Annotated in this window: 24 protein-coding genes and 1 pseudogene; 18 read left to right on the forward strand and 7 right to left on the reverse strand. The window is 38.0% G+C overall.

All coding sequences use genetic code 11. The features are described 5' to 3' along the window. The 9 genes from OMO38_RS18865 to OMO38_RS18905 form a co-directional block, all read left to right on the forward strand. Positions 1 to 206, forward strand: a 206-nt coding sequence (locus OMO38_RS18865; RefSeq protein ID WP_264751729.1) for a hypothetical protein, incomplete at its 5' end; no start/stop codon positions are given. Between the two features lie 152 nt (positions 207 to 358). After that, positions 359 to 1,804 (forward strand): tRNA uridine-5-carboxymethylaminomethyl(34) synthesis GTPase MnmE, encoded by a 1,446-nt coding sequence (mnmE, locus tag OMO38_RS18870; RefSeq protein WP_264751730.1) that lies wholly within the window; start codon positions 359 to 361, stop codon positions 1,802 to 1,804. Positions 1,805 to 1,971: 167 nt separating this feature from the next. After that, positions 1,972 to 3,111 carry a site-specific integrase gene (locus OMO38_RS18875; RefSeq protein WP_264751731.1) on the forward strand — a complete coding sequence of 380 codons (1,140 nt, stop codon included), beginning with the start codon at positions 1,972 to 1,974 and terminating at the stop codon, positions 3,109 to 3,111. A gap of 200 nt (positions 3,112 to 3,311) precedes the next feature. Next, on the forward strand, positions 3,312 to 3,602 hold the full coding sequence (locus OMO38_RS18880) for an excisionase family DNA-binding protein (protein WP_264751732.1): 291 nt from the start codon (positions 3,312 to 3,314) through the stop codon (positions 3,600 to 3,602). 471 nt (positions 3,603 to 4,073) lie between these two features. Continuing rightward, positions 4,074 to 4,916 carry a helix-turn-helix domain-containing protein gene (locus OMO38_RS18885; RefSeq protein WP_264751733.1) on the forward strand — a complete coding sequence of 281 codons (843 nt, stop codon included), beginning with the start codon at positions 4,074 to 4,076 and terminating at the stop codon, positions 4,914 to 4,916. Positions 4,917 to 5,039: 123 nt separating this feature from the next. Beyond that, on the forward strand, positions 5,040 to 6,359 hold the full coding sequence (locus OMO38_RS18890) for a TolC family protein (protein ID WP_264751734.1): 1,320 nt from the start codon (positions 5,040 to 5,042) through the stop codon (positions 6,357 to 6,359). Positions 6,360 to 6,383: 24 nt separating this feature from the next. After that, complete coding sequence (locus tag OMO38_RS18895; RefSeq protein WP_264751735.1) at positions 6,384 to 7,538, forward strand: HlyD family secretion protein; 1,155 nt, start codon at positions 6,384 to 6,386, stop codon at positions 7,536 to 7,538. A 4-nt stretch (positions 7,539 to 7,542) separates the two neighbouring features. After that, the gene (locus tag OMO38_RS18900) at positions 7,543 to 9,087 is read left to right on the forward strand and encodes an MFS transporter (protein WP_264751736.1); all 1,545 of its coding nucleotides are present in this window, start codon (positions 7,543 to 7,545) and stop codon (positions 9,085 to 9,087) included. A gap of 46 nt (positions 9,088 to 9,133) precedes the next feature. Next, positions 9,134 to 9,712: a TetR/AcrR family transcriptional regulator gene (locus OMO38_RS18905; RefSeq protein ID WP_264751737.1), complete on the forward strand. Its 579-nt coding sequence runs from the start codon at positions 9,134 to 9,136 to the stop codon at positions 9,710 to 9,712. A gap of 43 nt (positions 9,713 to 9,755) precedes the next feature. Here OMO38_RS18905 and OMO38_RS18910 read toward each other — a convergent pair whose 3' ends face one another. Both OMO38_RS18910 and OMO38_RS18915 read right to left on the reverse strand, forming a co-directional pair. Continuing rightward, positions 9,756 to 10,100, reverse strand: a complete 345-nt coding sequence (locus OMO38_RS18910; protein WP_264751738.1) for a winged helix-turn-helix transcriptional regulator — start codon at positions 10,098 to 10,100, stop codon at positions 9,756 to 9,758. 2 nt (positions 10,101 to 10,102) lie between these two features. After that, positions 10,103 to 11,134, reverse strand: coding sequence for an LLM class flavin-dependent oxidoreductase (locus OMO38_RS18915; RefSeq protein ID WP_264751739.1), 1,032 nt, complete (start codon positions 11,132 to 11,134; stop codon positions 10,103 to 10,105). Positions 11,135 to 11,360: 226 nt separating this feature from the next. On the opposite strand from OMO38_RS18915, the gene OMO38_RS18920 reads away from it, so the two are divergent. From OMO38_RS18920 to OMO38_RS18960, 9 genes are all read left to right on the forward strand, one after another. Continuing rightward, positions 11,361 to 12,335, forward strand: coding sequence for an NAD(P)H-dependent flavin oxidoreductase (locus tag OMO38_RS18920; protein ID WP_264751740.1), 975 nt, complete (start codon positions 11,361 to 11,363; stop codon positions 12,333 to 12,335). A 60-nt stretch (positions 12,336 to 12,395) separates the two neighbouring features. Then, positions 12,396 to 13,526: an LLM class flavin-dependent oxidoreductase gene (locus tag OMO38_RS18925; RefSeq protein WP_264751741.1), complete on the forward strand. Its 1,131-nt coding sequence runs from the start codon at positions 12,396 to 12,398 to the stop codon at positions 13,524 to 13,526. 21 nt (positions 13,527 to 13,547) lie between these two features. Next, a complete protein-coding gene (locus OMO38_RS18930) occupies positions 13,548 to 14,330 on the forward strand; it encodes an NADPH-dependent F420 reductase (protein ID WP_264751742.1) in 783 nt (260 codons plus the stop codon). A 221-nt stretch (positions 14,331 to 14,551) separates the two neighbouring features. Next, a complete protein-coding gene (locus OMO38_RS18935) occupies positions 14,552 to 15,424 on the forward strand; it encodes a helix-turn-helix domain-containing protein (RefSeq protein ID WP_264751743.1) in 873 nt (290 codons plus the stop codon). An 81-nt stretch (positions 15,425 to 15,505) separates the two neighbouring features. Continuing rightward, complete coding sequence (locus OMO38_RS18940; protein WP_264751744.1) at positions 15,506 to 16,261, forward strand: SDR family NAD(P)-dependent oxidoreductase; 756 nt, start codon at positions 15,506 to 15,508, stop codon at positions 16,259 to 16,261. A 145-nt stretch (positions 16,262 to 16,406) separates the two neighbouring features. After that, positions 16,407 to 17,318, forward strand: coding sequence for a helix-turn-helix domain-containing protein (locus OMO38_RS18945; protein ID WP_264751745.1), 912 nt, complete (start codon positions 16,407 to 16,409; stop codon positions 17,316 to 17,318). Positions 17,319 to 17,400: 82 nt separating this feature from the next. Beyond that, positions 17,401 to 18,147 (forward strand): glucose 1-dehydrogenase, encoded by a 747-nt coding sequence (locus OMO38_RS18950; protein WP_264751746.1) that lies wholly within the window; start codon positions 17,401 to 17,403, stop codon positions 18,145 to 18,147. Positions 18,148 to 18,387: 240 nt separating this feature from the next. After that, on the forward strand, positions 18,388 to 19,281 hold the full coding sequence (locus tag OMO38_RS18955) for a helix-turn-helix domain-containing protein (protein ID WP_264751747.1): 894 nt from the start codon (positions 18,388 to 18,390) through the stop codon (positions 19,279 to 19,281). 107 nt (positions 19,282 to 19,388) lie between these two features. Then, positions 19,389 to 20,516 carry an NADH-dependent flavin oxidoreductase gene (locus tag OMO38_RS18960; protein ID WP_264751748.1) on the forward strand — a complete coding sequence of 376 codons (1,128 nt, stop codon included), beginning with the start codon at positions 19,389 to 19,391 and terminating at the stop codon, positions 20,514 to 20,516. Between the two features lie 20 nt (positions 20,517 to 20,536). On the opposite strand, the pseudogene OMO38_RS20385 reads toward OMO38_RS18960, so the two are convergent. From OMO38_RS20385 to OMO38_RS18980, 5 genes and pseudogenes are all read right to left on the reverse strand, one after another. Continuing rightward, positions 20,537 to 20,636: pseudogene (locus OMO38_RS20385) on the reverse strand (IS982 family transposase); the annotation flags it as partial. Between the two features lie 504 nt (positions 20,637 to 21,140). After that, on the reverse strand, positions 21,141 to 22,175 hold the full coding sequence (gene arsB, locus OMO38_RS18965) for an ACR3 family arsenite efflux transporter (RefSeq protein WP_264751749.1): 1,035 nt from the start codon (positions 22,173 to 22,175) through the stop codon (positions 21,141 to 21,143). 5 nt (positions 22,176 to 22,180) lie between these two features. Further along, positions 22,181 to 22,672, reverse strand: coding sequence for a GNAT family N-acetyltransferase (locus OMO38_RS18970; RefSeq protein ID WP_264751750.1), 492 nt, complete (start codon positions 22,670 to 22,672; stop codon positions 22,181 to 22,183). A gap of 1 nt (position 22,673) precedes the next feature. Next, positions 22,674 to 23,285: an arsenate-mycothiol transferase ArsC gene (locus tag OMO38_RS18975; RefSeq protein ID WP_264751751.1), complete on the reverse strand. Its 612-nt coding sequence runs from the start codon at positions 23,283 to 23,285 to the stop codon at positions 22,674 to 22,676. 15 nt (positions 23,286 to 23,300) lie between these two features. Then, positions 23,301 to 24,074: a metallophosphoesterase family protein gene (locus tag OMO38_RS18980; RefSeq protein ID WP_264751752.1), complete on the reverse strand. Its 774-nt coding sequence runs from the start codon at positions 24,072 to 24,074 to the stop codon at positions 23,301 to 23,303. Position 24,075: the final 1 nt, after the last annotated feature.

Consider the following 24,075-nt stretch of genomic DNA (forward strand, 5'->3'; position numbering starts at 1 on the left):
AATATCAGGGGCGATATCTAAGTATCAAAGAAACGTCTGTCTTTATCCTGCTGCTTTTGCTCTTTTGGTTAATTTTTTTAACCAAGTTATTAATCTATTTTGCTTCATGCAAACTTACCATTGCAGCGGCATCCTTTTTTGTTATTGCGATGGATGAAATAAGTCATGATCATCAACAATTGTTCGCAATGACAAAAAAGATATAGTGGACAGCAGGTTCCCGGCTCCCAATGCGCGTGTAAGATGTGTAGAATGTGAAAGATATTCAGTTTAAAATATTTGAATTATAACTGGCAACAGGATTTTTCAACTTTAATATTTGATTTTTTAGACTGCTAATTTTCCGTAATTTTGCACCATGAATCACGACACTATCTGCGCACTGGCGACAGCCAACGGAATCGGAGCTATCGGAATTATCAGAATTTCGGGAGAACAGTCTTTTGAAATTGTCAACCGGGTTTTTCAGGGGAAAAATCTCGAAAAAGCCGATTCGCATACGGTTCATTATGGGTTTATAGTAGATGTGAAGATGGAAGATGGAAGTGGGGAGACAGAAGCTAAAGGCCAAAAGCCAGCAGCCAATAGCGAAGTCATCGATGAGGTTATGGTTTCCATTTTCAGAGCACCAAAAACTTTTACTGCAGAGGATTCTGTGGAAATTTCTTTTCACGGTTCTCCGCATATTGCCAAAAAAATTCTGGAAGTTTTGATTAAAAACGGTGCGAGAATGGCGAAAGCCGGTGAGTTTACGATGCGTGCGTTTATGAACGGGAGAATTGACCTGAGTCAGGCCGAATCTATTGCCGATTTGATCGCTTCAGAAAATGAAGCTTCACGAAAAGTCGCTTTGAATCAGTTGAAAGGTGGGATTACCAATGAAATTTCCATTTTAAGAACTGATTTATTGAATTTTACATCATTAATCGAACTGGAACTTGACTTTGCCGAGGAGGACGTGGAATTTGCAGACCGAACCGCTTTGAAAGCATCATTAAACAGGACTGAAGAAAAACTTCGTTCGTTGATAGACAGTTTCCAATACGGAAATGCGATAAAAAATGGGGTAGATGTCGCCATTATCGGGAAACCGAATGCCGGAAAATCTACTTTGCTAAACGCCTTGCTGAAAGAAGAACGAGCGATTGTTTCTGAAATTGCGGGAACGACGCGCGATACGATTGAGGAAGTTTTACATATCAAAGGAACAGCTTTTAGATTTATTGATACTGCCGGAATTCGTGAGACGACCGATATTATCGAGGAAATCGGAGTTAAAAAAGCAAAAGAGAAGATTGAAACCGCAAAAATTCTTCTGTATCTGTACGATGAGTTTGATTCTACACCAAATGAGATTACAGATTTTATCAAAGAATTCTACCGTGAAGATTTAAAGATTCTTCTTCTTCACAATAAAATTGATTTGCAGGAAGCTTCTTCTGTCAATATATTTGACGCAGAATTGAAAGAGCAATTATTTCCAGATTATACTTCGCAGATCATCGGAATTTCAGCAAAAAACAAAACCGGAATTGAGCAGTTGAAAACCGAACTTGCCGACTACATCCAAAATCTGGAAACTCAGGAAAGCACCATTATCACCAACCAACGTCATTACGAAGCGTTGCAGAAATCTTTAGAATCCGTGAAAAGGGTAGAAGATGCCATTTCAGGAAAGATTTCAACTGAATTATTGGCTTATGAACTTCGCTATGCTTTGGAATATCTAGGTGAAATTTCCGGTGAGTTTACGAATGATGAGGTCTTGGGTAATATTTTTTCTAAGTTCTGTATCGGGAAATAATTTAGCTTTTCTTTGGTTTCTTTTTCTTTCTTTTATTTGATTATCAGTTATTTATAAAAATTTTATTTTCTCTTTTTGGTGTTTATTTATATATTTGTACCACTTTTGTACTACTTCAGACCTCAAAAAAAGTCAAAAGTAGTACAAAGTAGTACAAATTCGAATTTATGAAAATATCACTTAGTCAAAGAAAATTGAAAGACGGCAGGATTAGTCTGTCAATCGAGTTTTACCGTGGTTCTGAAATTACTGATGACGGAAAAAGAAAGCATCTGAGAAGTTTTGAGAATTTAGACACCTATCTAATTGTTGATCCAAAAACTGCCAAAGAAAAAAAAGAAAATAAAGAAGCTTTAGAGTTTGCAGAAAATGTAATTGCAATTCGAAAAGCTGAATATGCTCAAGGAAGATTTGAGTTGAAAAATACTGCGAAAGCTAAACGAGTGTTTTTAAATTTCTTCGCTGACCTTGCCGAGGAAAAACGAACGCTTGATTCTTCAAATAATTATGGGAACTGGTATTCTACTCACCAACATCTAAAAAAAGTGGTTCCAAAGAATTTAATTTTTGAGGAAATTGATGAGAATTTCATTAAAAAAGTTCGGAAATATTTTGAAAAAGATGCAATTAGTAAAAGTGAAATTCCACTTTCTCAAAATTCAAAATATTCATATTTCAACAAATTTAAAGCTGCACTTCGGTATGCTTTCGATAATGGATATTTGACGGTAAATTATGCGTCAAAAATAAAATCATTTGAGCAGGCTGAAAGTCAAAGAGAATATCTGATTTTTGATGAATTACAACGTTTAGCAAAAGCGGAATGTAAATATCCGGTTTTAAAAAAAGCTTTTCTTTTTTCGTGTTTATCCGGATTACGTTGGTCAGATATTAATTCTCTGACGTGGAAAGAGGTCCGTGATGAAGGTGATATTTCAAGAGTTAATTTCCGACAAGAAAAAACAGACGGTGTAGAATACCTTTATATATCAAAACAAGCAAGAGAATTGTTGGGAGATAGACAAGATCCGAAAGAACGAGTTTTCAAAGGATTAAAATACGGAATGACCTACAATACTGAAATCGTCCGATGGTGCAATCGTGCCGCAGTTCCTAAGCATATAACTTTTCATTCAGCTCGACACACGAATGCTGTGCTACTATTGGAAAATGGTGCAGATATTTACACTGTTTCTAAAAGATTAGGACATCGTGAGTTAAGGACGACACTGCTCTATGCTAAAATCGTTGATAGCAAGATGAAGGAGGCTGCTGAAATTATCCCGGAACTAAATATCGAACTGTAAAAAATTTTTTATTATTTAGATTAATATATTAGTTACTAAAATTGTACTCAATCTATATCAATAATGATTATTCTTATTTAGACTTTTGATATTAAAGATTATTACATATCATTCCTATTTCGCCTTTAAGCGTTTGATAATGTTGTTTTTATGGTTTTCTATGATGACTTTTGCTTCATTATATTTATTAGACGAAAGCAATGGAAAATAACGAAATCATTCTGCACAAACTCAACCGAATTGAAAAACATATTTTCGGTTTAAAGGAAATTTTGAATGTCGAAGAACTTGCAGATTATACCGGTTTTAAGAAATCTTATATCTATAAATTGGTACATTCTAACAGTATCGCCTTTTCGAAGCCCAACGGCAAAGTGCTGTTTTTTGAACGTAAAAAAATTGACGAGTGGTTGTTAAAAAACAGTCACAAATCAAATGATGAAATTCAACAAGAAGCATTAGAATTTTCTTTACGCAAAAATAAAACCTAAAGGGCAAAAATATTCTGCCCGTACATACTAACCTCATTCGAGAATTTTAGGTAAAAAGTGAATGAAGTGTTGCCTTTAAAACTACGCTGTAGAACCATAATATTGGTGATTGAAGGAGCTTTTCGTATCATATGTAACTCCTGTCATGTGAACTTGACAGCACTCTATTCAAACCAGCTTTTAACTGATATAGAAAAAGTTATCAACCTTTTTAATCAGATATAAAAGATTAAGATAGTTTATAATATTAGTACTACTATATAGGAAACTTGACGATTTTATATAATCAATTTTAGTGATGTGCTAATATTTTTTTTTGTATATAGAAATTAATTAATTGGCCTCAAATGAATATATGTGCCGTTATATTTATCTTATAGCTTCAATCATTATTGTAGCAAGCCTACTTAACCCGTAAAATTGCGTTTTACCACGTAATAAAAATACTTTAGTAAATTGTAGCTTTTTAGGATGATCAGAATTTTAACAGAGGAAATTTTTGTAGATAGTGTGGTTCTCGGTGATTCATTTCATCCGAGCAATTTTGCATTTATCTGTGTTTATGTTGGAGAGATTACAATCAGTGTTAATAATGTTTCGCATCAATGTGACTATGGAAATTTGCTCCTTCTTTCGCCAAATAATCTTTATAAAGTTGAAAGTCATACTGGAAATCTAAAAATGTTCGTTCTCTCATTTGAAAGAGAAAAGCTTAGGAGCCAGATAAATTTTAAATTCAACCGTTACGATGTTTATCAGATTGCACAGATGGAAAATAGACATACACTAGAAATCACTGATCTGGAATTTGATCATCTCAAGCAATTGCTAACGCTGGCCAATTATTATTCCGCCAGCGATACTGACCATAAGTTCAAAAGCGAGGTTTTGACAGGTATCGTAACCTCAGTTATTTACATCATCACCAGCTTTCTACTGATTAATGAAAATTCATCACAGCAGAAAAATCTTAGAAAAGAAGATATCACCATTTCATTTTTGGAATTGATCTCTAAGCATTTTAAAGAAAAGAAAGAACTTTCTTTCTACGCCGAGAGCCTTCTGATCTCCGTTAAATACCTTTCAAACTGTGTACGGGAAATTACGAAATCACCGCCGACTAGCTTTATTGCAGATGCTCTGATGAACGAGGCTAAAATAATGCTTTTGCATCCCAACAATACGGTCGGTATGATTGCAGGCGAATTGGGGTTTTCTGATCAGTATTCGTTTGGGAAATTTTTTAAAAAACATACAGGGTTGAGTCCGATGAACTTCAGAAAGCGTAATCATCTGATCGACCCTATTTTTTAGAATCTACATAATTGGAGCAACCCAAATAATGATACCATTTGGACTTGTTTTTGTGCATTATTAACCTTTTGTCAAACACTTGATTGATTGACCTTTGCACTATAAATTTTAAAGCAAAGGATAATGACGAAATTTCTTGGTAAACTGTTGCTGTGTTTCAGTTTGCTTTCAACATTACAATTTTTTAATGCGCAAAATATTTCAGAAAGATCGTTTACTGTAAATGAACTTTCTAAAATGGTAAAGGCCAATCATCCGACCTTAAAAGTATATAGATCAGACATCGATATTGCCCGGCAGAATGTGAAGATCGCAAAAAATAATCTGTTGCCGGAACTTACAGCTGGATTGCAGGGATTCTATCTGGGTGATGTTACCATTCTTGATAAAGATTTTTCCAAGGTGACAACTGCAAAAATGCCCCATTTTGGGAATACTTTTTCACTTCAGGCAAGCCAGTTGATCTGGAAAGGCAACACGGTAAGAAACGGAATCAAGATCAGAACATTGCAGGAAGAATTGTCTGAACTAAGTTATGAGAACAATGAGCAAAGTATCAAATTACTTGTTTTGGGTTATTACCTGGATCTTTCAAAACTTTATAATCAGGAAAATGTTTACCACCAGAATATTGATTTGGCGAAAAAACGTCTTGACAATATCAAAAAGTTCTACAATCAGGGAATGGTCACCAGAAATGATGTCATTCGTGGAGAATTGCAGCTATCCAATCTACAACTGGCGTTGCAGGTGGTCAACAACAACCAGCAGATCATCAACAAACAACTCACTGTTGCTCTTGGTTTGGACGAAAATATAAAGATCATCCCGGAAAATTCTGTCTTAGATCATACAGCAGCTGTTGGTCAACTGCAGGAGTACAAGGAAATGGCTCAAAACCATCCGGCTATTCGGCTCACCGAAAGATCTGTGGATATTTATGACGTTTCCTCAAAGATCACCAAGGCAGAAATGCTTCCTTCGCTGGCAGCTTTTGCGGGTAGCAATCTGCAGCGTCCGCTCACATCATCCTCACCTGCGGTAGATATGTTTAGTAACAGCTATAATGCAGGACTATCCTTGAATTTCAATATCGATGCGCTGTTCAAGTCGCCGAAGAAACTCCAGCTGAACAAGATCGAAAAGCAAAAAGCCATCAATCAGGCAAATGACACGAGTCTATCTATTGGAATTGCTGTGAATTCAGCCTACATCAAATACAATGAAGCCGTCACCCAAAATAAGACCCTTGAAGTGAATGCCGATCTGACCAGTGAGAATTACAGAATTATGGAAAGCAAATATAACAACCAACTTGCCATCTTACTGGATCTGCTTGATGCCAGCAACGCCAAGCTTGATGCTGAATTACAATTGGCGAATTCAGAGATCAACATTGTGTTTTCGTACTACAAACTTTTAAGAGAAGCAGGAAATCTTTAAACAAATTTTAAAACTAAATTTATTATGTCAGAAAATACACAAGATTCAAACTTACCTGAGCAAAAAAATGAGACAGCTACTCATGAAAAAAAACATATAAAGCACGTCAAGAAAAAGAAAACGACGAAAATTATCAATATGCTGATCTTGGTCGGCGTTATCATTGGACTATTCTTCGTTGTAAAATCTTATTTTAATATCGGAAATGACCGTTATACCAACGCTTCACAGGTCGAAAGTTTTATCAATCCTGTCAATACAAGAGTTTCAGCATACATCAAAGAAATTCGTTTTGTGGAACATCAATATGTAAAAAAAGGAGATACTTTGTTGGTGCTCGACGACCGGGAGATCCAGACGCAGCTTGGACAGGCAGAAGCTGCATATATGTCGGCAATGGCATCGAGGAATGTGGCTGACAATTCTATAAAGACGGTCGCAAACAATGTCAATACCGCAGGTTCAAATGTAGAAGTGGCCAAAGCCAATGTAGAAGCGGTGAGAGCCCGTTTGTGGAATGCCCAGCAGAATTTCAACCGTTATCAAAACCTGTTGAAAGACGAAGCCGTGACAGGTCAGCAATTTGATCAGATCAAAACCGATTTCGAAGCCCAAAAGGCACAACTAGAAATGCAGATCGCACAATACCAGTCGATCATCAATACAAAAGCAACCAGCCAGCTTTCTGTGAATGAAGCACAATCTAAACTGGGTTTGAATGAGGCGGATATCAAAAGAAGTAAAAGTGCTCTGGAAATGGCAAAACTTAACCAGTCTTATACGGTAATTACTGCGCCTCACGACGGAATTATGGGCAGGAGAACTGTCAATATCGGTCAGTTGTTGAATGCAAGCCAACAGGTTGCAACGATCGTTGATACCAATAATGTCTGGATCACAGCGAACTACAGAGAAAATCAAATGAGCAATGTTGTGATTGGCGGATTGGCGACAATTTCTGTAGATGCATTGGGCGGAAGAGTTTATGAAGGAAAAGTAACGGCGATCTCTGGGGCAACAGGAGCAAGATATGCAGCAGTGCCGGTGGATAATTCCACAGGGAACTTTGTGAAAGTACAGCAGAGAATTCCTGTAAGAATTGAATTTACCAAGAATAATAATGCTGAACATCTCAAGATGTTGCGGGCAGGAATGAATGTAGAAGTCACTTTAAAATAAAACTATGTACAATCAAGGTCCTTTTGCCACTTGGGTTCCAAAACCCGTAATGCTGTTGCTGATCATCTTTATAATGTTCCCTCTGATGTCGATCTCGGGAGTGTACACCAGTAATGCTATAGATCTGTCAGGGGCATTGGCCACTTACTCTGAGTTTGTTTCAATGGCCAACAACGCCGGTTCGATAGGTATGGGCCTTGCACTGCTGATCGTCTTTCGGGTGAAAATGAGATTCAGATCCAAAGAGATCATTACAACGTGTGCCATTATTTTGGCGTTACTGTCTTATATGAATGGGACGACAGAAAATCCTTACCTCTTGGTGGTTGGAAGTTTCCTGATCGGATTTTTTAAGATGTTCCCAATGATAGAGATAATTCTTCCAATGATGTTCATCATCTCCCCAAAAGGCGACAAAGGTAAATTCTATGCTATTTTTTATCCGATCTCGATCGGCTTCGGACAGTTGTCTTCCTACTTTTTTGCCAATCTCGTATTCAACCATAATTATCAGGCACCATTTTTCATAATGAGCAGCTTAATGCTGGCCATTGCCTGCATTAGTCTTATCTTCCAGCACGACCAAAGATTCAGTTTCAAAAAACCATTGTATCAGATCGACTGGCTTTCGATGGTACTGCTTGGAAGTTCGGCTATGAGCTTTAATGTGTTTTTCACGTTTATGAGACAGCAGGGATGGTTTGTTTCGCCTTACATCAGAAATGCGCTTATCCTGAGTTTTTTGTTTTTGGGATTGACGATCTGGCGACAAAAATTCTTGAAAAGGCCTTTGATCGATTTCAAGGTCTTTACCAGGGAAAATACACTTCACAGTTTAATTCTGTTGGTATTTCTAGGCGTGTTTCTGGCAAGTTCCAGCATTTATGTACAATATTCCGTTGGTGTATTGGGATATAACAATCTGATCAATGCAAAGATCAATTTATGGATGATACCAGGAATCATTTTGGCAGGAGTCCTTGCATTCTATTGTTTTAAATACGAATGGAAAATGAAGTTTTACGTGGCAGGCGGATTCATCAGTTTTTTTCTGCACACACTCTGTCTCTATCTATTGATCCAGCCACAGATGAATATCGAATATCTTCAGTACTCTATGATCCTGAAAGGTCTTGGGATGGGAATGTTGTTTATTTCTATCTGGCTGTATGCAGCAGAGGGTGTTTCTATGGACGGCTTATTCGGTGCAATGGGGATTTTGATCATGATCAGAGGTTTCCTGGCAACTGCATTTGGAGGAGCGATCATCAGCTGGGCACTTTATCAGGGACAGTGGCAGAGCATGAACGATATTTCGATGTTCCTGGATAACGGGAATTTTACCAACGGGATGGCGATCTACCAGAATATCAGTCTCAATGCATTGATGGCTTCTTCCAAGATAGTTTTAGGCTCCATTTGCTGGTTGACGGTCCCAATTCTGATCTTTGTTCTGACCCATCATTATGGACAATTCAATTACAGAAGGGTTGTTCTCTTCCGGAAAATAATCAAAGGTGACAGTGTCAAGGGTTACAGGTTTACGTGATAAATTAAAGTCTTGTAATAAATATTTCATTTAAGATTTCCAAATTATGATTGTAAACGGCCCTCGAAAAATAGTTGACAGCAACAAAACTCAAATCTTGTTGACCGCTCAAAAACTTTTCAGTGAAAAAGGATACAGAAACACAAGCATCCGCGATATCGCAGATCGTGTAGGTACCAACTGTTCGATGATCAACTATCATTTCAAAACAAAGGAGAATTTATATATTGAAATCATTGAAAATCTTTGGCCTTCGTTAGATTACATCAGCTCTGACACTGAAACAAATGCGAATGTATTGTTGAAGGATTTTGTTTTTAAATCAATTGAGGAAGCTTTTAACAATACACAGCTGATAAAACTCTGTCTGGAAACCAAAATATTTCCTGTTTCCGAAAAAACAGATTCAATTATAAAAAAAATGACTGAGAAGCATTTCAGTCATTTTAAAATTTTAGCAGAAAAGGCCAAGTACAGCCATATCAAATTTTTGTATACTTCCATCTTTGCACTGACAATCGATATTGTAAGCCAAAATGCAAAGTCTGTGTACACTTCGAAAGATAGTCGCAATGGGTTGGAGGAATTGTTACGTTACGTAGAAACGACATTCCTGGTTCAATAGATATTTTTTTTATTTTCTAAATGTTAACTATCAACTTACACAATTATTTAGCAATCATCTCTTTATGATTGATTCCCCATTCTTTCAAAGCGTAGATGATGGGTGTCAGTGTATCTGCATAAGGTTCTGACTTGTAAATTATTTTGACAGGATAATCATCAATGATAATTCTTTTGATCAATTTATGCTGTTCCAGATCTTTCAGCTCCTTTGCCAGAACTTTCGGTGTAATTCCTTCAATACTGTCCTGAATATCGGTAAAGCGCTCATTCCCGACACCAACAGAGATGATGATCGCAAGCTTCCATTTGCCGTTGATGACTTCTAGTGCATCTTTTACAGGTTTTACGGTGTTGAGACATTCGTTGTAGGGTTTCTTTTTTGCCATTGTTATTGATTTATAGAATCTGAAGAACTTTCCGCATTGATTTCATCCATCAACTCGGCAAAAAGCTGAGCCGATTTTATTCTGTCTTCCAGTGCAAAGATATTAGAAACCATAATAATCTCATCAACCTGAGTTTTCTTCAGAAAATCTTCTATCTGCTTTTTGACTGTTTCCTTGCTTCCTACAAACGAATATTTTAGCATTTGATGTAAACTTGGATGTTTTAGAACTTCAATTAAATCTTCTGTCATTTCTGTCGGAGGCTGGAGTGATTTCGAATTTCCGGTCAGGACTCCAAAAAACATTCTGATCAATGAGGTGAATGAACGTTCCGCTTCTTCATCCGTATCAGCCACAATGATGTTGACACCAGCAATTGTATAAGGTTTATCTAAAACTTCCGATGGCTGGAATTCTTCTCGATAGATTTCTAAAGCCGCGTGAAGATGGGTAGATGCAAAATGACTGGCAAAAGCGTATGGCAACCCTTTCGCTGCAGCCAAATGGGCGCTGTCTGTGCTGGAACCTAAAATGTAAATGGGAACTTCAACGCCTTCCGCAATCGGAACCCTCACTTTAGAAGTTTTATTTTCTGCTGAAAAGTATTCCTCGATTTTTTCCACTTCAGCAGGAAACGAATGCGCTGCTTTCATAAAATCTGAACGGATTGCCTGTGCTGTCGGCATATCAGTTCCGGGAGCTCTTCCCAATCCCAAATCAATTCTGTTGGGATAGAGTTGTGCTAAAGTCCCAAACTGTTCCGCAACCACCAGCGGAGAGTGGTTGGGAAGCATAATTCCGCCGGAGCCAACCCTGATATTTTCCGTGTTTTCAGCAACATAACCAATAAGAATTGATGTGGCACTGCTTCCCACTGATTCCGAATTGTGATGTTCTGCAAACCAATATCTGGAATAATTGTTCTTTTCTGCAACCTTCGCCAGTGCCAGCGAATTGTTTAAAGTTTCTTTAAAATTGCTGCCTTCTGAAACAATGGCCAGTTCTAAAATTGAATATGATGTTTTATTACCCATTGTATTTCTTTGTGATATTTGAATCGTCATTAAAAAACTAACAGCGCAAAGTTATAAAATACTTTATAAAAGAAAGTGATTATAAAATAGATAGCCAATATTGATGGGTCCTATCATTAAAAATACACTTTCCTAAAGGAAAGCACTATCAAAATGAAAGTAAATTTAACATAACTTTGTCCCATCGAAAACAGATTAAATAATATAGATTTAAAATCAAAAGACAATGAATAAAAAAAACCGTGTTACGGAAGTTTTAGGAATCAAATATCCAATTATTCAAGGGGCAATGTCGTGGGTGACCAATGCTGAATTTGTTGCAGCAGTGAGCAATGCCGGAGGTCTGGGAATGTTGGGTCCTCACGCAGGTCAGAAGACAAATCCGAAATCTTTGGAAGAAATTACTAATCGGCTGAGAAGTGAAATTCGTAAGGTAAAACAGTTGACCAATAAGCCTTTTGCAGTGCCGGTAATGCTGTCTAATGACCTGACTACGGTTGATGTTATCGCTGATTTGCTCATTGAAGAAGGTGTTGAAGTGGTTCTTATCAACGGGATTGAAGGTTATGAATTTGAACCTTTGGCGAAAAAACTTAAATCAAATAACATTAAAATAATTTATCGTGCATTGAATCCAAGTGTGGAAAATGCAAAGTATGCAGAAAAAATTGGAGCCGATATTCTTGTAGCTACCGGATTTGATGAAGGTGGCACGGTGCCTGATAAAATTATTGGCACATTCTCCATCATACCGATGATATCAGATGCCGTGAATATTCCGGTGATGGCTGCCGGCGGAATTGCTGACCTCCGTGCTGTTAGAGCGTCGTTTGCTTTAGGTGCTGAAGGTGTTTTTGCAGGAACAGTTTTTATTGCTACAGAGGAAAATCCTGCTGCCAAAAATGTGAAACAACTCATTGTTGACCATACCGCCAGTGACTTGTTGATCTTCAGAACCAATCCGGCGTATTACCGCTCCATTCCAACACCATACAGCCAAGAACTTTTGGAAATGGACGAACGGGGTGATTCTCGGGATGAAATTGCCAATAAAATGTATGGCGAGCAGGGCTTAAAAGTTGGAATGTTGGATGGGGATATTCAAAGAGGGTACATCACTGTAGGAAATGGAATTTCTTACATAAAGAATATTCGTCCCGTAAAAGAAGTTGTCGAAGAGTTGATGTATGATTTTAATTAATGCAATTTTCAAATCCATATTGTAAGGTAGAATTTAAGTTCATCAATGTTAAAATAGGAAATGAATAAAACAGGGAAAAAATTAAAACTAGGTGCTGTTCTCGACGGTCTAGGCTGGAATCATATGGCGTGGCAACATCCCGCGATGCCTTCTGATGCCAGTGAAAACCTTGATTTTTACATAAAACAGGCTCAGTTGGCGGAGTCTGCCAAGTTTGATACTTTGTTTTTGGTGGATGTCAGCCACGTCGGTCCCGGAAATATTCCGCATTACCTGAGTATGTTCGAAGGTGTGAGTATAATGTCTGCCCTTAGTATGGTGACCAAAAATATTGGGCTTTCCGCTACCATCGCATCTTCTTACGGAGACCCTTACAGTGCTGCAAGGCAGATATTGTCGCTGGATAAAATTAGCAAAGGACGTGCATCACTCAACGCCATCACTTCCAATCCTGGTGGAATGGTCAATTTCAGCCGTGGACATTTGACGAAGAGAGACCAGTACCCGATGAACAAGGAATTTATTGAAATTGTCCTTGGACTTTGGGATACCTATGAGGACGATGCCTTTATCCGTGACAAGGAAAGAGGAATCTTTTTGAATCATCATAAAATGCATCACGTCAACTATCGTGGAGATTATTTTTCGGTAGAAGGTCCTTTGAACATCAGTCGTTCGGTTCAGGGCAGGCCTGTTCTTTATACCGCAGGAACTTCTGAAAACTTTATGGAAATTGCCACCAGCTATACAGACGGCGTTTTCACACACGGTATTGATTGGGAAGATACTTCGGCGTTGGCACACAGAATCAAGCAGAAACTTATTGCAAAACAGAGGCGACCGGAAGATTTCATTATTTCCATCTCACAAAATCCTATTGTGGGTGAAACTGAAAAAAATGCGATTGATAAATATATAGAACTGATGCAACTCAGTCCAAGAAACAGTCTCCCACGACCACAATTTTTTGGTTCAGCTGAAATTGTGGCAGACCAGGTTCAAAAATGGCACGAAGCAGGAGCAATGGATATGCTTTTAATACGACAGGACCATCCGCAGGGTTTGCGTGATTTTATTGATTTGGTTGTCCCAATTCTTCAGGACAGAGGCATTTTCAGAACAGAATATGAAGCGGATACTTTGAGAGGCAATCTTGAAATTCCAAATCCGCCATTCAGAAAAATTAATTAAAAAAATTAAAAATAAATTATTATGAAAATAGGAATTATAGGAGCCGGAGCCATCGGTGAAACACTGGCCAAAAAACTGAGCAACAAGGGTCATCAAATCTTCATTGCTAATTCGAGAGGCCCTCATACCATCGGTTTTGCGGACAACGAAGGAATCAAAGCTGTTGAACTTCAGGACGCAGCGAAGGATGTGGACGTCGTCATTATTTCCATTCCGTTTGGAAAAGTTGCAGAACTGCCGAAAGACCTCTTCAATCAATTAGATGAGAATGTACCTGTGATTGAGACTATGAACTATTTTCCTCTTCGCGACGGGCTGATAGAAGAAATAGAAAACGGGAAATCGCACAGTGTTTGGGTCTCCGAGCAGATCGGCCGACCGGTTGTAAAGGCGTTCAACAATATCGTAACGCACAGCTTCAGAAAGTTCGGTAAACCGAGCGGAACTCCGGGAAGAATTGCGCTGACCGTATCAGCAGACAAAGAAAACTGGAAAAGAATAGCTTTTCAAATTATTGACGAAACAGGATTTGATAGTTATGATGCGGGATCGCTTGCAGATTCGTGGCGTCAGCAACCGGGCAGCCCGCCTTATTGTACTGATTTAACCGTTGAAGAAATGGCTGAGGCTATCAAAAGATCAGATAAGGAACAGACGATTATCAATCGTGATCTTTCCAATGAAAAAATTGCAGAGTTAGGTAAAGAATATATGGATATTGTGTTGAGCACCAATTATCCTGATGGATTTGTTGATCCTGTAATCAATATCTACAGATCGATCAATGGAATTCCATTAAAATAAATTACTAATACATCTCCGTGATAGATATGCCCCAACCATCAAAACGATGGGTTGCGGGTGACGATGCGGTTAATGGAATCATTGCAAAAGGCCATCAATTGTAGCAGAAGCCAATGCATTTTTGGAATTGTCAACGATTCTTTACCATAACGATTGATGTGTATCAATCGTTTAAATTTTAGTCATTCAGATGTCGTGAAAGCATTATCTTTGTATGAAGTATGTTGAACCATTTATTTACAGAAAAGAACTCATCCTCAATTGAAGAATCTTTCAGAACATTGGCGGAATCATCGAAATCGGGAGAAATCATCAGTTTTTCTCGCAAGAAATTTTTTTCAGTTATTTTGCTCGATGGCTCTTATGAAATTAATTTTGAAGAAACGAGCCTGCCTTTGGAAGGGAAAAATATTTTGTTCACCACAACAAAAGTTCCTTTCGGTATCCATTGTTTTAAGGAAAATAAACCAGTTCAGTCCTGTGCTTTTTCAGAAGGCTTTATTACAAAGGCAAATTCTGGGTATGAACTACTTTCTTTCAGCGTTTACAAACCTGGAAGTCAGTTTGTTTATACTCTTGATGAAATTGAATATGATAAGTTTTCAGATATTTTCAAAAAAATAGCAGAGGAGGATTCAAATGAAGTTAATCTGTTGCAGACATCACTGTTGAGGCATTATACGATGGAGTTGATTCTTAACGGGCAAAAATTACAGCCGTCCGCATCATATATCAATCGCAGAAATACCGCCGAAGTTGTTGCTTGCTCGTTTATAAGACTTTTGGAGAATCAGTTCCCTATTGATGAGCTTACAAAAATCATTGGTATAAAGACGCCTGGTGAATTTGCTGAAGCGCTACATCTGCATCCGGTTTATCTCAACAGACAGGTGAAGAAAGCCAAAGGACGCACGATGAGTGATTTCATTGCGTCACGAGTGTTGCAGGAAGCCAAAATCCTTCTCAGAACGACAACCTGGAATATCAGCGAAATCGCATCTGCGCTGGCTTTCGAGGAAGCTTCCCATTTCAATACATTTTTCAGAAAACACACAGAAGTGACACCTTCTGAATACAGGAATTCCAAAGTTTGAATTGTGTAAGCATTGGTTGTATTGTCGCTATAACTCGGATTGAATAAAGACTGAGATTTGCATCAAACAAAAATCAGTACAATGACACAACAAAAAGTAGCTTTGGTTACCGGTGGTAACAGAGGAATAGGAAAAGAAATCGTAAAGAAGTTGATAGAAAAAGACAATGCGGTGATTTTCACCTATCGGTCAAATGAAAAAGAAGCGGAAGACCTTATCGCAGAATTTGAATCCACAGGAACTCGCATTAAAGCTTTAAAACTGGATGTCTCAAAAATGGAAGAGTTTGAGAGTTTTTCTGAGTCGATTAACCTCATCTTAAACGAATGGCAGGCTACGGGCATCGATTCTTTGGTCAACAATGCTGGAATTGGATTTTTTGTACCATTTGAAGAAGCGACCGTTTCCCAGTTCGATGAAATGCTGAATGTTCATTTCAAAGGCCCCTTTTTCCTGACCCAGAAATTGCTGTCATCAATCAATGACAGCGCAAGCATTGTTAATATTAGTTCTACTGCAACCCGTGTTGCACTTCCCGGATTTTCCGTGTATGCTGCAATGAAGTCGGCTATGGAAACGATTTCATTATATCAGTCCAAAGAATTGGGAGCACGAAAAATCCGTTCCAACAGTATTCTTCCGGGACCGATTGCAACCGATTTCTCAGGTGGGGCAGTCCGTGATATTAAAGATATCAACAGCCGGATCGCCCAGCAACACGCATTGGGTAGGGTAGGTTTACCAAAAGACATTGCTTCTGCAGTGGCATTTTTATGCAGTGAAGATTCTGCCTGGATCGACGGGCAAGGGATCGAAGTATCGGGAGGTTATATGTAAAAGATTTCCTGAAATTATGTTAAGGTATAAAAACCCACTTTTTAAGTGGGTTTTAAAATGTGAGATACAAACATCTTATCAAACTCTGCTGCTGAAACGTTGAAAAAATAGTAAATTGTCTGATATTTTTAATATCTTAAAGTCGATGAAAAAGGAGGATCTGGTCAAACAGTATACAATCAGAAACATCATCAATTACAGAAAGCTTGACTGGAGTATTTCAGAGGAGTTCCTGTATCTTACAGATGTACCGGAGATCTTTGAACCTTTTGAGATGAAACCGCATTATTTTGCCTATGGAATAATCAATTCCGGTAGCATCACAATTGAAGTGGATTACCAGAAGTTTGTGATAGATGAGCGTTCATTGTTAATCTACCGTCCTGATCAAAATGTCAAGGTAACTAGGATAGAAGCTGGTACCAAGGGAATGTTTGTACTATTTACGAAAAAGTTTACGGATTATCTTTTCGAGAGTTTCTTCTCCATCGCGCCCAATTCTTTTCTGAAAAATAAGTTCGGTTCACAGGTTGTACTTTCTAAGGAAGATCACTCGAAAATGAGTACATTGTTTACACGCACACTGGATTTTTTAATTACCTCGGAGGCAGACAATGAGAGATGGATCTACTCAGCTAAAAGTATGCTTCTGGCATTGATCAACGAAAGTGATTTTTTGGTAAACAGGTACATCGAAAACAGAAACACCAATCATCAACCTCGTGAGGAAGAGATCGGTTACAGTTTCAAAAAACTGGTTTCAAAGCACTACTTAACCTTTAGAAATATTGAATTTTACGCCCAAGAACTGAACATCACAACTAATTATCTGCATAAAATTATAAAAAGTCAGTTTTATCAAACTCCTTCAGAGATCATCAATATGGCGCTCCTGTCTGAGTGCAAAGTGCGTTTGTCAGATCCCAATGAGTCGATAAGTCAAATCGCCGATCATCTTCAGTTTACCAATCTTCAATCGTTCAGCCGATATTTTAAGAAGCAAACAGGCAGCACGCCCAGTTCATTTCGGAAAAACAATATTTTGGTAAATCCATAAAATGATAAAGTTTGTCCATTTTCGGATAAGCAAAAGGAGATAATCAATTGCTAATTTTATTTTATAATTAAATTCAATTAGTATGGAACGATTAAAAGGAAAAATAGCCATTATTACAGGTGCGTCTCAGGGAATGGGAGAGTCGCACGCAAGAAAATTTATTGAAGAAGGAGCGAAGGTGATACTTACGGATCTCAATGAAGACAGAGGAAAAAAGATTGCCGATGAATTAGGTGAAAATGCTTTGTTCGTAAAGCACGATGTTTCGGATGCAAAGCAATGGAAAGATGTTGTATCAAAAGGTGAAGAAAAGTTTGGACCTATTAATGTTTTGGTCAACAATGCGGGAATATTAGGGCCGATAAAAACGGTAACCGAAATCACGGAAGAAGAGTACCTGAAGGTAATTGATATCAATCAAAATGCTGTCTTTTATGGAATGAAATATACAATTCCGTCGATGCAGAAGGCTGGCGTAGGTTCAATTGTAAATATTTCGTCAGTTGCCGGAATAGTAGCAATCCCGGGATATCCAAGCCTGGCCTACACAGGCAGTAAATTTGCTGTCAGAGGTCTTACAAAGGCAGCCGCAGTAGAATATGGCAAAGAAAATATCAGAGCCAATTCAGTGCATCCAGGATACATCAAAACTCCAATGATGGTGGAAGCCACCGGCGAAGACGGAAGCGGAGCAGCAGATGTTACGCCTCTGGGCAGAATGGCAGATGCAAGTGAAGTCAGTAACCTGGTAGTATTTTTAGCATCTGATGAATCTTCATTTCTTACAGGAACCGAGCAGGTAATAGACGGCGGGATGAGCATCCAATAGCTAATTGTTTTCTGCTGAACATTAAATTTGTTTTTTAATAGCGTCACTTTAAGGAAAGTGGCGTTATTTATTTTTACGGACTATAGTGAACTTTAAAACACTTATAGGTAATCCTTGAGCGATTGATTTACAACCTTGATTCTCGTAAAATTGTGCTAAAACTTACTACTTATGTATCCACAAAATGTCATTTAAAGTTCGAACTTTGCACTGTAAACAATAAGGAATGAGTTACAGATTATGAAACATTACAATGACATCAGCAGTTTCAATAATGATATCGGAGTGGAAAGCCCGGAACATCCTTTGTTCAGTGTTACCTTTGGTCACAAAAGTGATGGTGGAATTGAGGATATCATTTTTACTGCCGATTTTTATATCATTTCTTTTCAGACATTTATTTCAGGAGACATTACCTACGGTACAAAAGAATTTGACCATCAAAGGGGGAAGATGACTTTTTTTCGGCCCAATCAAACGGTTACGTTTAAAAATGTAAAGGTGGAGGATGGCTGTTTTTTGATAGCGGTCAAAGAAGATTTTCTATCTGGCACCTTTCTGTTCACTGAAATGAAAAGCTATGGCTATTTTGATTATGAGACCAAGGAAGCTCTTCATCTTACGCCCAGTGAAGAAGAGACCATCTGGAATCTCGCACGGAATATGCATAAAGAATCATATAATAATACGGATGTTTACAGCAAACAAATTCTTCTGGCGCATCTTGGAACTTTACTGACTTATTCTCAACGATTTTATAAGAGACAGTTTATTAATCGAATTCAAACAACGGGTGCTTATGCCGATAGATTTCAGCAGGAGCTTGATAGATACTACAATGAAAGAATCATAAGTCAGGCAGGTCTTCCGACGGTTTCCTACATGGCGGAGAAACTTAATCTGTCCTCCCGGTATCTAAGTGACCTTCTCAAACAGGAAACGGGTAAAACAGCAATCGAGCTTATCCATATGTATCTTGTAAAAGAAGCAAAAAATCTACTCACTGAAGGGAAAATGAACATTACTGAAATTGCATTTTCCCTCGGATTCGAAAATTCTAATTATTTCGCAAGGCTTTTCAAAAAAGAGGTGGGTGTCTCGCCCAATGCCTTTAAAGATAACAGTTTAAATTAATTTTTTTTCGTGAAATTCTTTACCTGCAGGCAACTGGGGTGGGCTGCGCTATTGTCCGAAATCAAATTAAATATCAATTATTAAGTAAGACTTTAAATTAAATTATAATGAATACAGAAACACAACAATTATTCGAATCTTTTTCGTTTAAAAAAGGAATAAGTACCAAGAATAGAATTGCAATGTCACCAATGACAACCTGGGCCAGCAATGATGATTACACTGTTGCAGAAGATGAGATCAGACACTACGAGGCGCGTAGCGGAAATGTTGGTTTGGTCATAACGGGCTGTACCAGAGTGATGGCAAATGGTATCGGTTTTACAAATGAATATGCTGCTTACGATGATTCGTTTCTGCCAGGTCTCAAAAAACTGGCTGCTGCTGCGAAAAAGGGTGGCGCACCTGCTATACTTCAAATCTATCATGCCGGGAACAAGGCGGTGTTAGACCTTATTCCTGATGGTATTCCCGTCAGTGCAAGTGCTGTAGCTTTGGCACCATCTGCCTTATATACAGGTGGCATCGTAGCACGGGAATTAACAAATGAGGAAATTTTGGAAATGATTCGGGCTTTCGGAGAGACAACCCGCAGAGCAATAGAAGCTGGCTTCGACGGAATTGAATTGCACGGCGCTCACGGATTTCTTTTGCAGAATTTCTTTTCACCCTACTATAATCAGAGAAATGATGATTGGGGTGGAACAGCTGAAAAGAGGATGAACTTTGCCCTGGAAGTTATCAAAGAGGTCAAGGAAGTCATCGCAAAATATGCTGACCGTCCGTTTCTGATAGGCTTCAGAATATCTCCCGAAGAGCCAGAAAGTTACAGGGTAAAAGATACATTTCCACTGATTGATAAGCTGATTGATTCAGGGATTGATTATCTTCATGTGTCATTGGCAGATCTGCTTCATCAGAAACCGGCTGGTGAAGAAAATGGTGATTCAACTATATTAAGTTTGATACTTGATCACATTGACAACAGAATACCTGTAATCTCAGCAGGCGGTATCAAACAAGGCGATGATGCTGTGGAGGCAATTAAAATGGGATTATCACTGGTTGCCGTCGGACACGGATTAATTATAAACCCTGATTGGGCCGACCGTGTGAAAAATGGTGAGAAGGTCGATGAAGTTCTGTGTTTATCGAAGGCCGATGAGCTTGCTGTTCCGAAAAAGTTGCAGACCTTCATCAAAGTTGCCACAGGTTTTTTTCAGGTAACAGATTGATAAATTAACCTGATTTCGGTTTAAGCAAAATTTAAAAATAGTTGACCGTCATTTACTTTTTTTAAATTAAGTGACGGTTTTTTTTGGAAAGAAGCAATATGCCGTTAGCCCTTCCAAAATGTAGTGAACAGAGAGGTAATGTATCCCGGTAGCTTAGGAATTGGGATTTGTAAACTAATCATATTGATTTATTAATTTCTATATTTCTACTAATATAATTACTCTATATACAAAGACAGTATAAGTTAGCTGCTCCATTAAGTTCTACATAAGAATATGATTATTTTAAAAAAAATAATCTGGATTATTCTGGAATCAAAAGTAAAAAAAATGCTCTAATTTAGATTAAATTGGAGCAATTTTAGCATTTGTGCACTTGACAGGACTTTGTTCAAACCATTTATTGACAGATATAGATAATATTTTGAATGTATTAAATGATATTTAATTTATACCTTGGTCAACTAAAATCAATCAAAAATTATGTAATTTTTTTTAAAATTTTCTCATAAAGAGAAAAGTCTATTAAAATACAGTTTGTTAATTAAAATATATAGCGGACTTAATTTATTATTAAGGATATCAGTACTTAATGCAGAGTCATCAGGGGTTATGATAATTGTATCAATTTTTATAATACTTTTTCTTTAACCATAGACTTGCCCGTACCAACAAAATCAGAACCGGAACTTCTACCAATGGGCCTATGACCCCCACAAAAGCTTGCGCAGAGTTGATACCGAAAACAGAGATCGCCACTGCGATTGCCAGTTCAAAATTGTTTCCTGTGGCTGTAAATGCGATGGATGCATTTTTGTCATAAGGTACCTTCATCGACCTATTGATAAAGAAACTGACAAAGAACATCAATATAAAATATACTACCAGCGGCACTGCAACTTTTACCACATCCATCGGCAGTTCTACTATTTTTTCACCCTTAAGGCTAAACATCAAAACAATGGTAAATAATAACGCATATAAGGTTATGGGAGAGATTGCCGGTACAAATTTTCTGTTGTACCAATCAAGACCTTTTAATTTCACCAAAAAGTATCGGCTTAAAAACCCAGCCAGAAATGGGATGCCCAAGTAGATGAGAACACTCTCCGTTACATCTTTCATTGATACACTGACATTAAAATTGGCCAGTCCTAATTTTCCTGGTAAAACATTGATGAACAACCAGACAAAAAAACTGTAGGTGAATATCTGAAAAATACTGTTTAAAGCGACTAATAAGGCAGCATATTCTCTGTTTCCTTTGGCGAGATCGTTCCATACGATGACCATTGCAATACATCTTGCCAAACCGATGAGGATCAATCCGATCATATAATCCGGCTCGTTTCTTAAGAAAATAATGGCAAGGCCAAACATCAATATCGGACCGATGATCCAGTTCAACAACAATGAAATGCTGATTACTTTTTTATCTTTAAATGCAATCGGTAGTAAAGAATAATCAACCTTTGCAAGGGGAGGGTACATCATCAAAATCAATCCAATTGCCAGTGGAATGTTGGTTGCCCCAACAGAAAGTGAATTAGTGATGTTTGTTATTTCGGGAAATAGATATCCCAAACCGACTCCGAATGCCATCGCAAGAAATATCCATAACGTTAAGTATCTGTCGAGAAATTTTAGTTTTGGTTGCATACTGTTCAATTGATTCCTATTGTTTTACTTCTTCTTTCCATCATAATGGTATTGCGCCAGGTATTTCCCAGCTTTCCTACTTTTTCCCGATGACCAATCATTCTAAAGCCTGCGCTTTTATGAAGGGCCACTGTTGTTTCATTCTCAGGAAACATCCCGCTTTGCAGTGTCCATATTCCATTACTTTCACTTTCTTCTATCAGTTTTTGCATCAAGGCTTTTCCAATGCCTTTGCCTTGATAGTCATTGGAAATGTAGATGCTCACTTCTGCCACACCACCATAGACACATCGGTCACTCACTGCCGAGAGTGCCGCCCAGCCAACAACCGTGTTGTCTATTATTGCAACCAATCGGCTGTGCTTTAGTTTAGCTTTGTCCCATTCTTCCCAAGTCGGAAGAGTGGTTTCAAATGTGGCATTTCCTGTTTCAAGACCTTGCATGTATATTTCAGCGATTTCAGGAAAATGGTCCTTGTGTATTGGTATTATTTCCATTTTATTTTTCTACCTGTGAGAAAATATAAAACATCTCTGTGGCGATTTGAAGGCTTCTTTCTGCATAGACTTTTGTTTGTTCCGGCGTGTTGTCTGAAGCTTTGGGATCATCATATTTGATAGGAAATCTTGCTTCAGCTCCTATTACCAAAGGACAACCCTCATCAGCATTGTTGCAGGTCATAATCGCACCAAATTCTTTTTTGGGATTAAATTCATTGCTGTATTCCTTCGAAAAGCAAATGACAGGCGCTTCATTTTCTGCATACTTTACAGCATAGACAGGATTCTCATTATTACTCAGCATCTGAATTTGAAATCCTTGATTTTCCAATGTTTCAGCCACTTTTGGGAACATTGCGGTCGCTTCTGTACCTCCGGAATAACAATAAACGTTTTTAATGCCAAAATGAAAGGCCATTGTTTGCGCCCAGATCTGTGATAAGTGGCTTCTTCGGCTGTTATGGGTACAGATAAAATTCAGTCTATTGGTCTGATCTGCTTCCGATTTACTTTGGATGTAATCTGCCAATGGCTGCAAAACAGTTTTTCTTTCCTCGGTAATAGAGTCCAGTGAAATTGATTCTATAGTTTCTAAAATGGTCTGGTTCATTTTTATTTATTTTAATTAATAGCCTCTTCTTAAATTCTCTGCGTATTCATTGGGTAGGGGACTGTCTTCAACTGCCTTTGCCGCTTTCTCAATATTATAATCGAAGCGTATGAATTCTACCTGAATACTATTTTTATCCAAAATGGAACTTTTTTCATCAATCGTCAGCATTACATACCCACCACGGACGTCATTGTCTTTCGGCTTACCGACAGAACCTATATTGATCGCGTGACGGAATTGATCCTGACCATCAGCTCCCAAATTTAAGATTCGGTGGTAAGGTTTGTGCGTATGTCCAAAACACAGGATATCAGCATCTGCCTGTTCCATAATTCGGAGCATACTTTTTTCCTCACGGTCTTCGAAAAGATATTCGTTTATCTTTCTTGGACTTCCGTGAACCAATAGAAGCTTTAATTTGTCTTCATTCAGCTGAAATTCAACTTTGATATGTGCAGGAAGTGATCGCAGATAAGCACGTTCGTCATCCTTCATTATAGAATTGGTGTAGGAAATAGAAATGCTTCCATTGTCTTTTTCACTATCCGTCTTATACGCACAACCGCAGTCGTTGCTCATACGACCGATCCCGAAATCATAATTACCTGCTATGGTCGGTATTTTTCGTTTGCGGATCTCGTTGATGACCTCGTTTGGCCAGATGTTGTAACCGACAAGATCGCCTAGACAGTAGATGCTGTCGGGGTTTCTTTTGTCAACATCTTTGAAGAATGCTTCCAATGATGGTAAATTTGCGTGAATGTCGCTGAATAATGCAATTTTCATT

Source organism: Chryseobacterium kimseyorum, from assembly GCF_025971945.1.
GTDB classification, from domain to species: Bacteria; Bacteroidota; Bacteroidia; order Flavobacteriales; family Weeksellaceae; genus Chryseobacterium; species Chryseobacterium kimseyorum.